Origin of the sequence: Hymenobacter negativus, assembly GCF_017571495.1 — a bacterium.
Lineage (GTDB): Bacteria > Bacteroidota > Bacteroidia > Cytophagales > Hymenobacteraceae > Hymenobacter > Hymenobacter negativus.
In genome coordinates, this window is record NZ_JAGETZ010000003.1 from 508,154 (window position 1) to 520,295 (window position 12,142).

Consider the following 12,142-nt stretch of genomic DNA (forward strand, 5'->3'; position numbering starts at 1 on the left):
CCGCCGACAAATGTCAGCGGGGATTTTTTATTTAGCTGCAGCGGCTTCTGCTTGTTCATCCTGGGCTTGCTTCCGGCCTTTTTGTTGACCGGCTGAGTAGCCACCAAGTATACCGAGAACACCGGTTACAACTGGCGGGCCAATCTTGGTGATGATAAGTTCTGCCAACTCCGCGTGTCCGAAAGCTGTAAGTCCTATCAGCGACCCTCCTCCTAACACAGCGACTACGATACCTGCCGTTGTGTATTTGTTGTACCGAAGCTTCTTCATATCCAAGGTGTGGCGTCGCGCATCCGCACGGTCACTCACTTGGGCTTGCAAAGCGGCTTGAGCATAACGGTCGTTATACTCAAGCTCTTTCAGCTTTATCTCCTGCTCCCGTCTTTCATTATCAATCTGCTTGCCTTGATTGGTAATAAACTGGTCGAGCAGTTCAGGCGTTACCTGTACCGGAGCTTGAGGAGTAGAAGGCCGGTTTTGTTGTAAGCCCCGGTTGTTGGTAGACATTAAGGGGGGAGGCTATTTATAGTTCAGTTCAATGCTGCCAAACGAGGCATCCCCCAGCTTAGGGGCAATTACGCGACTGCTTCCAATTTTGCTTTTCTCCTGTGGAGACATGCTGAGGTACTGGCGGGCAGAAACGAATTTGTGGTTACTTGAGCGCTGCGACAAGGCGCTGTCGCTCATACTTTTCATGTTTTTCATAAGGGCGATGTTTTTTTTGGCCGTGAAAGGCAGGTTTTTAGGTGCCCAAAAGAGTGGTTTTGACAGGCGCAGTACCCCTACGCTTTGCCTAAATCCGTGTAAACATACGCATAAAGGCGGTATGTGGATAAATTCCGGACTTTTTTCTTGTATTGTCCTGACGCCTTCCGTATGGACTCATCAAACGAGCGCGCGCACGCACGCGTTCCTTATAGTGTGGTCGCCTAAATACTTCTTGAAGAAAGTTATCCACACCTAAAAAGTTCTAATGACGAATGCCGTCTGGGCCCTTTTATTTGAGCGACCTCTGACCCTTTCTGCAGGCCACTCATGCGGCTTTAGCTTCTTCGGGTTTCGTCCAGATAATGCCCTCCACCGTGGCCATGCTCAGGCAGAACTCATCGGCCAGCTGCGAGATGACGTACTCGCGGCTGTAGAGCCGGGGCCGGGGCTTGTTGGTGTAGCGCTCACGGAAGGCCTGGCGGATGCGGTCGTGCCGTTTCTGGGTATTGGTTTTGCGCGTTCTGGCGGCGGGGCACATGGGATTAAAGCAGAAAGTAGGCAGCAGTAGCCCAAGCCACGAGGCCCAGGATGGCCAGCCAGGTGCGCTGGCGGCCGTTGAAATCGTTGCGGGCGGTGGTAGTGGGCGACTGGTAGCCGTAGGTGTATTGGTCCCATGCTTTGCGCAGGGCAATGCGGTCAAGGGCGGAGCCACCACTTGGATAAGGCATGTCTACATGCTCACGCCAGGCCAGCCAGAGCCGGGTAAAGTTGTAGGCCTCATCGTGCACCAGGGGAAACAGCAGCAGCGCCGGCAGCGGCTCGGTGGCCACGTACCAGGCCGAGCCGGTCCAGTGGTAAAGCAGCAGCGCCACCGGGCCGATGAGCACCACGGCAGCGCGCTGCACGCCCATTACTACATGCTCATTCAGGGTAAAGGACTCTGCACCGCGGCGGGCGTAGAGTACGGCCTCCACGAAAGCACTGGCAGCGGCAAAAATGAGGTACAGCGTCGCTACCATAAGCTACTTTTTGCGGCTGAAGCCACCGAGTACCAGCGGGACGACAGGGAAGGCCAGCAGCGCCAGGCCGAAGCCGTAGAAACGCTTATTTCCCTTCTCGGGCACCTTGGCCACGGTGCAGGTGAGGATGAGGGCACAGGCCAGCAAAAAAGGCCATATTTTCCAGTTTTTCATACGTCAGGGCTCGGCGATTGAAACGGTTGTTGAGGCTTCGAAATTCCTCCCTTATTTAATGAAGGGCAAGAAAATGCGGGTTTCATTTGCCGAGCTTGCGGTGGGCTCAGAAGTGAGCCGACTACGGGCGCCGCTTCCGGATGCCGTAGGTGGCGCACAGGTCGCGGACGTGGCGGGCGCTTCTGAGGCCCAGCAGCGTGGCGAGCTGGCCGGCGGTGTGGTTGGGCCGAAGCTCGCGCAGGCGGTTGACGAGGGCGCAGCTGTGGTACTGATAGGGGCGGCGTGGGCGGGAGAAATCGAGGCTGTATTGCATGGCGGCGAGTGCAGAAAGTGGGCGTAAGATTTTCGGAGTTTGTCGGAGTTTTTGGCTCGGTTTTGAGGCCGTTATAATTAATCTGGTAGCTTGCCGTTCACCTGTTTCACCAATCCCACCCGACCATGCCCCGACAGAAGTTTACCGGCTTCGTGGATGCCCGGCATCAGCGCATTTATGCTGACAGCTGGCTGCACCTGCCCTCCTATGACCGCGAAGTGCCCGAGTGGCTGGAGCGGAGCTACGTGTGGCGCGTGGTGGGCTTTTCCCGGCGCTGCCTGAAGCTTGAGGCCTATGGCATCCCGGCCGAAGTGGAGTTGGTACACGAGGGCGGGCGGCATGTGCAGGTTTTCCATCCGTCCCAGCTGGCGGTGCTCTCCGACTACCCCGAGGAGTGGGGCTGGTGGCAGGGCGCGGGCTGGGGCATTTTGCTGGCGTATGGGCGTGATGGTGGCGTGCGTTTAGAAGGGCGGAGGCGGCACGACTGGCTCCACCTTCATTTACCGGCTGAGGCAGCAGCAGACCCCGAACGGGTGCGGCGGTGGTTGCAACACGCCCTATTTGCCCAGATTCACCCGGTCAAGGCGCAGCGGCTGACCCAGCCGGATGGCTACTTTCCACAGGCCGAAGTCGACGCGATGGTGCGACGCCTACGGCGGGCTGAGAAGTGAAATGTCAGGGGTGTAAGGGGTCCGCATGTCAGGGGCTCGTTTGATAAGTTTATCAATCGTTAAATCATGGCCTGCTCCATGCGTCTGCGTGGGCATGGAGCAGGTTCACCATTTCGGGCATCGTGAGGCGGAAGCGCTCCCGGCGGCGGGTAAGCGTCAGGGCATCCAGCACAGGGTTTTCGCGCTCCTTATCCAGCAGGGTGCGCAGCTCGGGCAGTTCCACAATCAAGTCCCACCCATTGCGGGGGCGGGGGCCATAAGGTCCGCGCCGCCCGTGGTTGATGCGCAGCCGGCGGTGCCTATCGAGCACGCTGGTAAAATCGGCCTCACTCATCCCGTACTGTGCCAGCAGAGCGGCCCGCGCTGCGCCGGGAAAGGTGTAGCCGGGCAGCGCGTCCAACGTGGCACGCAAGGCAGGAAAATCAAAAAGCAAGTCCCAGGCGCGAGATACAGGAGTAACGAGTGGCATGGTTAGCGTGCGCGTTGAGGGAAGCGATTACGGGCTGGGACGCGGCCCACGGTGTAGGGCTGGCCGGCCTTGTGCGGGTGCGTGGTGAACACGAGGCCAGCGCGGTGGCTGCATTCGGCATCGATGGCCAGGCGGCGGGCAATGGGCAGGGCGGCGAACTCGCGCACCGTGTAGCCCGACGTGCGGTAGGGCTTGCTTTGGGGTTTTTCATGCTCCGCCAGCAGGGCAGCGTCTATTGGGTCAATCATGGTGTAAAAGGTGTAAAAGGTGTGAATCAGGCGGCCCGGCGCATCTCGGGTGCCCAGATGCCCAGCCCCTTCGCTTTATTGCAGCGCTTGCACAGGCATTGCAGATTAGCCCGATGATTCCCGCCGCCCAGCACCCGGGGTATGATGTGGTCAACGGTGAGCTGCCGTCGACTCCCGCAGTTGGCGCAACGGCCCACGGCCCGCACCTCGGCATACAGCGCGGCGCGTTCGGGGTCGTCCATTGCCAAGCGCGGGGTGGGCTCGGGCAGCATACTGCGACTGGCTACCCGGCGGGGGCTGTTGCGCTCGGTATCATGGCGGGCGGGCGGCGTGTAGTTGTCAATGGCTGCCGTAGCTTTCACCCAGGGGATGCGCGCACCGACAAACCAGTGGCCACCGGTGCGGGGGCATGTTTTGCGAATGAGGCGGCGGATTCGCTTCATTAGTTCCCAATGCAGCAGGTGGAGCACAGTCCGCCGTTGTAAGCGTGTTCGGTGGCCGAAATGGGCATGTCGCATTCGTCGCAGCTTTTCATGCGGGCCACGGGTGCCTGCTTTGGGGGCAACCCTTTGGCGGCATGGCGGGTAGCAGCATTCTCGGCTCGGGTTTGACCAATTGAGCGAGCGGGGCGTAGTGTTGGCTTCATTTCGATTCGGGGGCGGTGACGATGGCAATTGCCTCGTCGGGTGTGGTGACAATGTGGTAAGTGCCGCCGCGCCACTCGTCGCGGAATTTGGCCTCGCCCTCGGTCAGCTGCCGTTTGCTCTCGGGCAGGCTGCCGTCCTTTATCTCCATGATGAAGTCCCGCTTGCGGAAGCCCACGAGGATGTCAAAGCAGTTGGGCAGCGTGTGCAGGTGCAGGACGGAGGCCCCGATGCCGCGCAGCGCCGCCACTACGGCGGGCTGGTTGGCATCTACTCGGGCAACGGTGGTGCGGCGGGGCATTGGGTTAGATGGAATTTTACCGAAATTTCGGATTAATTCAATCTACTGATTTTCAGCATCTTGTAATGTACTGAAAAATCAGTAGATTGAAATCGCGTAAATTTTTACGCGATTGCGGCGGCGGTATCGCGCAGACCGGTGCAGTCCCGAATGGTCAGCAGTTCGTCGGATAGCTCGCGGTAGCTGGCTGCGTCGGTGAGCATCACGGAGAGGCCCGCCACGTACTGCAGGCGGTGCATAATCTGCTGGAACCAACCCGCCACCCGGCGGTCCTTCATGCCGTCGTTTAGCTCGTTTTCTACCCGCTGGGCTACGGATTGCTGCTCGTACTCCCCGGCGGCATTCTTCCGGTACACCCCGGCCGCCTCGGGCAGCTGGCTGGTCTTGAGATGGTTGGCTGAGCACTCCCGCACCACCTCGGTGAAGTAGTCCCATTCATCGGGCAGCGTCGAGCCGATGCGCTCAATGGTGCGGTATTCGCAGAGCGGGGCGAAGTAGTGGCCGATTTCCGCCAGCAGCGTGTAAGGGGCCAGGCTCTCGGCATCTTCCTTGTGTATCAGCTTCCACGGCCCGCCCGGTTCGCCCGGTTCCCAGTTGGCCAGGTAGTCGGCTAGGTCGGCGGGGTGCATGGCTTCGGCCAATTCGTCCTCGGTGCCGGGCACGAACTCGGCAATGCGGCGGAGGCGGTTCTCCACGGCGTAGCGGTGCAGGTCACCGTCGAAGCTGGTAAAGAACTCGCCCAGGGCGTTGCAGGCACCCACTACGCACAGATGCAAGTCGTGTAGCGAGCTATTGACCACCGACAGGAGGTAAAATTGTTCTTGGGCGGCCCGTAGAACTTCGGCCTTCTCGCGGTCTGCCGGGCTGCGCTTTATTCGCCAGTCCGAAGGGGCAACCGTTAGCCGGTGGAACTCGCCAAGGGTTTCCTGCGGGTAGGCCGCCACCTCCAACGAGTGCAGGCGGTCCATGTAGCCATTGAAGAGGTGGGCCAGATTGCACAGGGGCATATCTTCTTCGACCGAAACGATGTGTTCAAAAATGCGGAAGCGCATGGTGGTAAGTGGTTTGTGGTGAATGGTTTTGATTTTCCCTTCTGGGTGATTTTTAATCGGCCCACTTTTGGGCCGATTGGCTGACATTGCGTTTCGTAATCTCAGGTAGCAAAAGGATGCGGGCTGGGCTTGGGCTCAGCCGGGCCGTGGGGCATCCAGCCCCGGCCGGTGAGGATGCCGGGGCTGCGGGCCTCAATCCTGGCCGTGAGCGAGGCGGCCAGTTCGCGGCCTTCGCGGCGGTTGTGCCAGCGCATGAATTTTTCCAGCACGGCCCGGCGGTCGGCGGGCGCGGTCAGCGGATGGTTCACCAGCTGCAAGAGGCGCTCGGTTTCGGCCTGCGTCACCGAGAGCGAATCTTCGGGAGCTTGCTCCATGGCCGCCCACTTGTTGAGGCCTTTTTGCAGTTCGTCTAGCAGGGCCTCGTCATTGCCAGCGTGCTCGCAGTACACCAGATTAAACACCTGCTCCCCGTCAGGGAACCAAACCTTTACGGCCCGCCGGATATGAAGCCCGCCGATGTATGAGCCAAGGGTGGGGAGGTCGGCCACAATCTCATGCACCGAGGCGTAAAACTGCGGGTGGTAGCTGCGGGCCATCGCATCGGCCTGCTGAGCGAGTTCTAGGGTAAGTCCGCGTGTCATTGGATTATTCGTTGGCGTGAGGCAGTCGGACAGTCATAGCTCCACCAGGCAGCATATCGGCCGGGATTGCGTCAAAATCACTGCTGGCCGTAAGGGGTGCGAAGCCATCGGGGGCGATGTCCCGGCCATCCTTGCGTGGTATTTTCTCGGAAACGATGCGGGCCAGGTCGTTGCAGCCGTAGGCCTCGTAGAGCTGGCGGGGCTTCTCATCCAGGGGCGAAACCGGGTTGGACATCGTGCCCAGCACCGGGTCGGTGTAGCGGTAGCTGCCCCGGCTGTAATGGAGCCGCACGCCGCCGGGCGGGGTGGGAAAGCCGGTTTCGGGCTGTTCCTTCACCTTCTTCACGTAGAAGTCCACGGCCGTATCGGTGGGGTCCGTTTCGTAGTATGGCCGGTTGATGACTATCACGTTATCCACCTTGTTGCCCCACATTCGGCCGCCGCTGACTTTGTACTGGTCGGGCACGATGAGCTCCGCGCCGGGTTTGGGGCGGGCATCGCCCGATGGATGGGCGCAGACAATGCCACACAGTTCGTTGTCTTCGGTGAAGTCGCAGAGGTAGCCAAGTAGCTGCTTCAGCATCTCATCCTCGCGCCCGCCGTAGTCGGTGAGGCTGTCACCCAGCGAGTTCCAGGGGTCAATCAGGTAGCCGTTGATGCCGTGCACCTCTTTGCAGTGGGCAATCACGCCCGCCACATCGGCCAGGTTTTCCGCCTCGCGCGGGTTGATGATAAAGAAGTGTTTCAGCACCCACTTGGCGGCCTCTTCGTACTGCTCAAAGCTCATCCGGTGGTACTTCGGGTTGCAGGTCTGCCCGACGTACATCTGCACCAGGATATTCACCAGCTTGCGGGCCGGCATGTTCTCGGGGCAGAGCAGCGCCCACTTCCACCCGTCGTACCGGCTTTTCACCAGCATGAGAAAGAGCATAATCCAGCTCTTACCCGAGCCGGGCCAGCCGGTGACAAGGCTCACCTCGCCGAGCATCCACGACCAATACTGCGCGATGGTGGGGAAGTGGGTGGGCGAGCCGTTGGGGTCCAGCGTGTGCCAAGCGTGTATCATCTTGGCCAGCACGTCGGCCGGGTCAAGCAGGGCCTGCGCGGCGTCGCGCTTGGCTGGGGCCTGTTTGGCGGTAGTGGTGCCAGCGGGCTGCACACGGGCGCGGCCGGTGGCGCGGGGCATCGGTGCGGGGCCAGCGGATGGCTGGGCGGCCATTGGGTTGAAGCTACGCGGTTGCATTGGGGAGACGATTTTGCAGCGTGGTTTGAAGGGTAGTGAAGAGGTCGAGGTTGGCGTAGTAGCGCTTATTGGCCTGCTGCAATTCGGTCTTGTAGTAGTCGCGCTCAATGCCCATTTGGGTGTAGCGCATTTGCGCGGCGCTCATCTCCTTGCGCATCTCGCGCACCTGCTGGCCGTGGGTCTGGGCCAGATTATCTACTGCGACGAAGTAGTGCCCCATGGCACTGAGCAGGGCGCGGTCGGCTTCGTAGCGGGGCCACTGCACCGGGTCGGCGGGCTGGCTCTCAGTGCGCAGCTGGAGCATTTCAATGAGCGGGCCCAGCTTGGTGGCCGCGTGTTGGAGTTGCGCCTCGGAATCTTCCAGGGCGGTTTTACTTGGGAGGTTCATACAGTAGCAGGGGCTGGGGCCTTCCGTGCGAAGAGGTCGGCCGTGTTGTAGGAAGTGGTGGGAGTGGCCACGGGGGCCGGGGCTTTGGCCTGCTGGACCTGCCATTCTTCGAAGGCGCGGGCGGTGCCGGGATTTTCGACGCCTGACCAATCGCCCTGAATGGCGGCTTCGAGCATGACGATGGCGAAGGCTTCGGGCTTGCGGCCCAGCTTCAGCAAGGCCATGCGGTGAGCGTTCAGGGATTTGCCGGATTGCTTCGAGCCAGTGAGGAACATGGCCCACAGGTTGGCGAACTCTTCGCCAGGGTGGGGCAATTCAAGGGCGGCAATCTCTTCGGGGGTGGCACCGGCTTTTTTCACCGATGACTTTTTACCAGCAGAGCGAGCGGGTGAAGCGGCGGGAGCCGCGCCTTTACTCTTCTCTTCTTCTTCTTCTTTATATATAATAGGGGGTTCAAAATTTGAACCCTTTCCTGCACCCTTATCTGCACCCTTAGCGTCATTTTTAGCCGTTGAGGGTTCAGAATTTGCACCCTCTTTCAGGACTAAGGGTTCAGAATTTGCACCCTTAGAGGGTTCAGAATTTGCACCCTTTTTGCCTGAGAGCAACTGGTAAATGGTCACGGCTTTCGGGCCCTGGCCGCCGGGCGCGGTGGCGATGAGCCCACGCTCTTCCAGTTCGTCTCGGTAGCCCCTGAATGAATTCTCGGCCCCTCCGCAGAGCCCCACCATTTCGGGGTTGGACTTGCCGAACTGCGCCGGCCACGGGCCACCATCAGCTATTAGGTTAGCTACATATAGCAGCTTCAGATATAGCCGCGTGGCACCGGGCGAGAACTTGCTCGCGCTGTCCAGCTTTTGAAAGAAAATGACGTAATCCAGGTAAGTCACGAGGGAGAGAGAGAAGCGGTGAGCGGCCTAGTGGCGAGATGGTATTGAGTTTTAATACCATCTCGCTGGCTGGGTCTGCTAGGCGGCGGCTTGCAGCGCCCGCTTCTTGCTGCTGCGCATCGCTGGGCGCATTGGCTGCGTCTCGGCCACCATGACCGGGGCTACTTGCTCGGCGCGGGTGGTGTAGGCCACTACCTGTAGGAGCTTCACCTCGTAGTCGGCATCCTCCTTCTTTTTCCACTCAGCCTTTACATTGAGGGGACGCTCAGGCTCATCATCCCAGCGCAGGGGCACCGAGCCGTAGCTTTTCTTCGACATATCGAGGCGGCCCAGTATCATGGTATGGCCGTAGTGAGCATCCCCCGGCTTGCCCCAGGTCGTCTGGCTCAGGTACACCGCCCCATCAATCAGCTCCTTGCCACTGGTGACCTCTTTCAAGGCGATGCCGGTACCGGCGGGGAAGGCGGCGCTCATGTGCTTGCCTTCGGGCACGGCCCAGTAATGCAGCCGGCTGCGTTGCTCAGGGGTCAGGGCCATATCGCCCAGAAAGGGCACGTTAGGGTCATTCACGCGGGGAGCGGTGGTGAGGGCCTTATCGGCGCCCAGCCAGTGGCCCTGGCGTAATTTGTCCAACTCTTGCCGTTGTAGCTCGGTCGCGTGGTAGACGGCAAGTTGCGCCATTATCTTCTTCGTGGCTTTGGCTTGCTTGCGCTGGTAGGCCCGCAGTCCGCGCAGCACCACGGCAAAATCATCCTCAATGCCAAAAGCGAGTACACCGATGGCCTTTTCCGTGCTGTCAGCCGGCGGGTATTGCATGGCGTGAGCCGTCCACACGTCATGCCCTGGGTGCGCTTCCTTCAGTGCGGCGTAAACCCCGCCGTAGGCTTCGGGCTCGTGCAGTTGGCCCACGGCCCACTGATAGACACGCATGGGAAGGGTGCGGGCTTCTAGGTGCTCGTACTGCCGTTCGCCCCGCTTATCCAGGCGAATGGTATCATCGTCCATGTTCTTAAAAGTGATGCCCTGCCGCCAGTCAGTGCGGTAGTCAGCACCGCCCGTTGCCTCGTCGGCTAGCAGCGACTCTACGCGATATTCAATGGTGTTATACTCAGGCTGGTAATCAGCGGCAGCTTTCAACCATGCAAGGTTAGCGTACCCAACAGCTTTGTAGTAACGGGCGATTTTAGAGTGGTTCATGGTGTGGGGTGAAATGAGGTGAAAAAGTTATCGGTTGATGTACAGCGGGTTGGCAAGGCGGCGGCGGCGGTTTTCCTCGTGGGCAATCACGAGCGGGGCCTCTTCGGCAAAGCGGGGCTCTTCGGTCACGATTTCCCGAAGGCGGCGGCGTACCTGCTTCATCGGCACGGCTTTAAGGATTTCGGCGACGGGCCGAAGCCGTGCCGTCAGGTCGGCCATGTCACGCATGCAGGGGCGGGCGGGGGTCCGGTTGATGTACACTGCTAGGCCGCTTTGAGGTAGGAGAATTCAGCCTCGGGGTAGAGCAGGCGGGCCAGGGCTTCGGGCTGACGCTCCAGCTTCAGGCAGTCGGCGTAGTCGGTCAAATCGACCTCCACCAAGCACACCGGCGGGGTACCGAACCACATCTCCCGGTAGAGGGCGCAAGGGAAGCGGCGGTAGTCGCGCTCGGTGAAGGCCACTACTTGGGCCGTGGCTGCTACGGGCAGCACGTAGGCCACCACGTTCACCACGCGGCCATCCAAATCGACGGTGCAGCAGGTGCCGGCAATCGGCAGCACGGCCCCTTTGGGAAAGCCCAGCATGGCCGCTTTTACATGCAGCTGGTCGCCGCCGCGCAGGGTGTCAATGGAATGCTTTACGCCTTTGGCTAATGCGTCTGGCAGGCTGATAGTCAAGGGGTTGTGAAATTTATTAGACATGAGTGTGTTTGGTTGTGAGAGAGAAGGTGTTGAGAAAGAGCAGGGGAGGGGGCGCTACCGATTCAGGTAAGCGTGGCGCGTGAGGTAGGCATCGACGGCCGACTGCCGGACGCGGGCCCCACGGGCAAAGCCAGTGTCACCGGCGGGAATTTTGGGGGCAATAGCGGCCCGTTCAGGCTTGCCATTGGTGGCGGCGCGATACGGCTTGCCATACACAAGCTGGGCCATGTAGCGCTCCGTGAGCTTGGCGTAGGCAGCGGCTTCGGGAATGGTCAGCCACGGGTCGGGCGCGGGCAGATGACGCAGGTAGTCGGCTACCGCCTGTTCCAGCAGCGGCGCTAGAAGAGGCGTGAGCACCTCGGCCGGGATGGTGAAGGCGGTGCTCATGGCTAGGCGACGAGAGTGTGAGCGGCCTGCCAATCGGCAAAGCCGGCGGGGTTAGTTTCCCGGGCTAGCTTTTCGACCTCAGGCCAGTACTTGGAGGTCGTGCGTTCCCGCAGCACGATTTGCGAGAGGTCAGGCACCGACGTGCACCGGGTCCGGTCGGCCAGGATGCCGAGGAAGCCAGGCGGCATCAGTTGGCGCATTTTCACAGGAGTGTCCATAAAAAAGTGTGGTTACCTTGCGGCGTGTGTTAATGATGATGACAAATTTAGCGAGATTACTTTCCAATGGAAAATAAAGTTGCCAGTAAACAGAAAGAAAAGTCGCTAAAAAACTCTAATGAATTGAGTTTTAGCGACAAAATTTTAGCCATACGCGACAAGTTTTCACTCTCTCAGGCAGAGTTGGCGGCTATAGTCGGGGGTACAGGCTCATCAATTGGCCTTATCGAGAGGGGTAAAACGACCTCGCCAAGCGCAGAATTCTTGTCAGCTTTAGCAACTAAACTTTCTATTAACCCTTCGTGGCTACTGACTGGCAATGGGCCAATGCTTCTTTCAGAAGCGCCTCCGAGCTTGCCTCAAAATATTTCTTCGTATCCTCCCGACCAGAATAATGTCCAAGCGGTGGGGCTGCTCTCGGAAATTCCAGTTATTGAACTGGGAAGGGTCAGCTTCAGAGCACGCGCATCCTTTAACTATGCGCAATTGCAGCGATTCATGAATAGTGACCTATTTGATAAGGTCCTATTTCGGCTGCCCCCTGGTCGCACCGTCGAAGACTATAAGGATGCGTTGGTTTTCGACATCGAAGGCGACAGCATGGAGCCCAATCTGCGCGATGGCCAGCAGGTCATTGCCTGGCCCGTACCGGAAGGCAAATGGGAGTATCTACACAATACTGCGTGTGTCGTTGACTACGACGATACAGTGACCGTGAAGGCCATTTATAGCAATGACCTGTTCAACACAGAGGGCCTAACCCTACATGCCACCGGCGGCAAAGGCGGCTCGTTTACCGTGGCCCGAAAAGACATTCATTCGATTTGGGAGGTGCGGGAATTTTATGGCGTGGTGCCTTTTCGCTTGATTCCGTAGCC

General features: G+C 59.6%; 23 protein-coding genes. 2 read left to right on the forward strand and 21 right to left on the reverse strand.

Going from position 1 to position 12,142, the window contains the following annotated elements; all coding sequences use genetic code 11:
- Window positions 1-27: 27 nt before the first annotated feature.
- The 6 genes from J4E00_RS09020 to J4E00_RS09045 all read right to left on the reverse strand — a co-directional run bounded on the left by J4E00_RS09020 (window position 28) and on the right by J4E00_RS09045 (window position 2,214).
- Window positions 28-507 carry a hypothetical protein gene (locus J4E00_RS09020; protein ID WP_208174810.1) on the reverse strand — a complete coding sequence of 160 codons (480 nt, stop codon included), beginning with the start codon at window positions 505-507 and terminating at the stop codon, window positions 28-30.
- A gap of 12 nt (window positions 508-519) precedes the next feature.
- Window positions 520-705, reverse strand: a complete 186-nt coding sequence (locus J4E00_RS09025) for a hypothetical protein (protein ID WP_208174811.1) — start codon at window positions 703-705, stop codon at window positions 520-522.
- Window positions 706-1,033: 328 nt separating this feature from the next.
- On the reverse strand, window positions 1,034-1,246 hold the full coding sequence (locus J4E00_RS09030; RefSeq protein ID WP_208174812.1) for a hypothetical protein: 213 nt from the start codon (window positions 1,244-1,246) through the stop codon (window positions 1,034-1,036).
- Window positions 1,247-1,250: 4 nt separating this feature from the next.
- Window positions 1,251-1,727 (reverse strand): VirB3 family type IV secretion system protein, encoded by a 477-nt coding sequence (locus J4E00_RS09035; protein WP_208174813.1) that lies wholly within the window; start codon window positions 1,725-1,727, stop codon window positions 1,251-1,253.
- A 3-nt stretch (window positions 1,728-1,730) separates the two neighbouring features.
- Window positions 1,731-1,901, reverse strand: coding sequence for a hypothetical protein (locus J4E00_RS09040; protein ID WP_208174814.1), 171 nt, complete (start codon window positions 1,899-1,901; stop codon window positions 1,731-1,733).
- Window positions 1,902-2,022: 121 nt separating this feature from the next.
- Window positions 2,023-2,214, reverse strand: a complete 192-nt coding sequence (locus J4E00_RS09045; protein ID WP_208174815.1) for a hypothetical protein — start codon at window positions 2,212-2,214, stop codon at window positions 2,023-2,025.
- A gap of 125 nt (window positions 2,215-2,339) precedes the next feature.
- On the opposite strand from J4E00_RS09045, the gene J4E00_RS09050 reads away from it, so the two are divergent.
- A complete protein-coding gene (locus J4E00_RS09050) occupies window positions 2,340-2,885 on the forward strand; it encodes a hypothetical protein (RefSeq protein ID WP_208174816.1) in 546 nt (181 codons plus the stop codon).
- A 64-nt stretch (window positions 2,886-2,949) separates the two neighbouring features.
- On the opposite strand, the gene J4E00_RS09055 is transcribed toward J4E00_RS09050, so the two are convergent.
- The 15 genes from J4E00_RS09055 to J4E00_RS09125 form a co-directional block, all read right to left on the reverse strand.
- On the reverse strand, window positions 2,950-3,354 hold the full coding sequence (locus J4E00_RS09055; protein WP_208174817.1) for a hypothetical protein: 405 nt from the start codon (window positions 3,352-3,354) through the stop codon (window positions 2,950-2,952).
- A gap of 2 nt (window positions 3,355-3,356) precedes the next feature.
- Entirely contained in the window at window positions 3,357-3,602 is a 246-nt protein-coding gene (locus tag J4E00_RS09060) for a hypothetical protein (RefSeq protein ID WP_208174818.1), read from the reverse strand.
- A 26-nt stretch (window positions 3,603-3,628) separates the two neighbouring features.
- Window positions 3,629-4,045 carry an HNH endonuclease gene (locus tag J4E00_RS09065; protein ID WP_208174819.1) on the reverse strand — a complete coding sequence of 139 codons (417 nt, stop codon included), beginning with the start codon at window positions 4,043-4,045 and terminating at the stop codon, window positions 3,629-3,631.
- Entirely contained in the window at window positions 4,045-4,248 is a 204-nt protein-coding gene (locus tag J4E00_RS09070; RefSeq protein ID WP_208174820.1) for a hypothetical protein, read from the reverse strand. Before J4E00_RS09070 ends, J4E00_RS09065 begins: the two co-directional genes overlap by 1 nt.
- Window positions 4,245-4,547, reverse strand: a complete 303-nt coding sequence (locus J4E00_RS09075) for a hypothetical protein (RefSeq protein ID WP_208174821.1) — start codon at window positions 4,545-4,547, stop codon at window positions 4,245-4,247. The genes J4E00_RS09070 and J4E00_RS09075 overlap by 4 nt, the downstream gene beginning before the upstream one ends.
- Window positions 4,548-4,651: 104 nt before the next feature.
- Window positions 4,652-5,599 (reverse strand): hypothetical protein, encoded by a 948-nt coding sequence (locus J4E00_RS09080; RefSeq protein WP_208174822.1) that lies wholly within the window; start codon window positions 5,597-5,599, stop codon window positions 4,652-4,654.
- Between the two features lie 101 nt (window positions 5,600-5,700).
- Window positions 5,701-6,240, reverse strand: coding sequence for a hypothetical protein (locus tag J4E00_RS09085; RefSeq protein ID WP_208174823.1), 540 nt, complete (start codon window positions 6,238-6,240; stop codon window positions 5,701-5,703).
- A gap of 4 nt (window positions 6,241-6,244) precedes the next feature.
- The gene (locus J4E00_RS09090; protein ID WP_208174824.1) at window positions 6,245-7,483 is read right to left on the reverse strand and encodes a hypothetical protein; all 1,239 of its coding nucleotides are present in this window, start codon (window positions 7,481-7,483) and stop codon (window positions 6,245-6,247) included.
- Complete coding sequence (locus J4E00_RS09095; RefSeq protein WP_208174825.1) at window positions 7,470-7,871, reverse strand: hypothetical protein; 402 nt, start codon at window positions 7,869-7,871, stop codon at window positions 7,470-7,472. The genes J4E00_RS09090 and J4E00_RS09095 overlap by 14 nt, the downstream gene beginning before the upstream one ends.
- On the reverse strand, window positions 7,868-8,761 hold the full coding sequence (locus tag J4E00_RS09100) for a hypothetical protein (RefSeq protein ID WP_208174826.1): 894 nt from the start codon (window positions 8,759-8,761) through the stop codon (window positions 7,868-7,870). The genes J4E00_RS09095 and J4E00_RS09100 overlap by 4 nt, the downstream gene beginning before the upstream one ends.
- A 78-nt stretch (window positions 8,762-8,839) precedes the next feature.
- On the reverse strand, window positions 8,840-9,958 hold the full coding sequence (locus tag J4E00_RS09105; protein WP_208174827.1) for a hypothetical protein: 1,119 nt from the start codon (window positions 9,956-9,958) through the stop codon (window positions 8,840-8,842).
- Between the two features lie 27 nt (window positions 9,959-9,985).
- Complete coding sequence (locus J4E00_RS09110; RefSeq protein WP_208174828.1) at window positions 9,986-10,219, reverse strand: hypothetical protein; 234 nt, start codon at window positions 10,217-10,219, stop codon at window positions 9,986-9,988.
- A 2-nt stretch (window positions 10,220-10,221) separates the two neighbouring features.
- Window positions 10,222-10,659: a hypothetical protein gene (locus tag J4E00_RS09115; RefSeq protein WP_208174829.1), complete on the reverse strand. Its 438-nt coding sequence runs from the start codon at window positions 10,657-10,659 to the stop codon at window positions 10,222-10,224.
- A 54-nt stretch (window positions 10,660-10,713) separates the two neighbouring features.
- Window positions 10,714-11,046 (reverse strand): hypothetical protein, encoded by a 333-nt coding sequence (locus J4E00_RS09120; protein ID WP_208174830.1) that lies wholly within the window; start codon window positions 11,044-11,046, stop codon window positions 10,714-10,716.
- 2 nt (window positions 11,047-11,048) lie between these two features.
- On the reverse strand, window positions 11,049-11,264 hold the full coding sequence (locus J4E00_RS09125; RefSeq protein WP_208174831.1) for a hypothetical protein: 216 nt from the start codon (window positions 11,262-11,264) through the stop codon (window positions 11,049-11,051).
- 66 nt (window positions 11,265-11,330) lie between these two features.
- Between J4E00_RS09125 and J4E00_RS09130 the strand changes: the two genes are divergently transcribed.
- The gene (locus J4E00_RS09130) at window positions 11,331-12,140 is read left to right on the forward strand and encodes an XRE family transcriptional regulator (RefSeq protein ID WP_208174832.1); all 810 of its coding nucleotides are present in this window, start codon (window positions 11,331-11,333) and stop codon (window positions 12,138-12,140) included.
- Window positions 12,141-12,142: the final 2 nt, after the last annotated feature.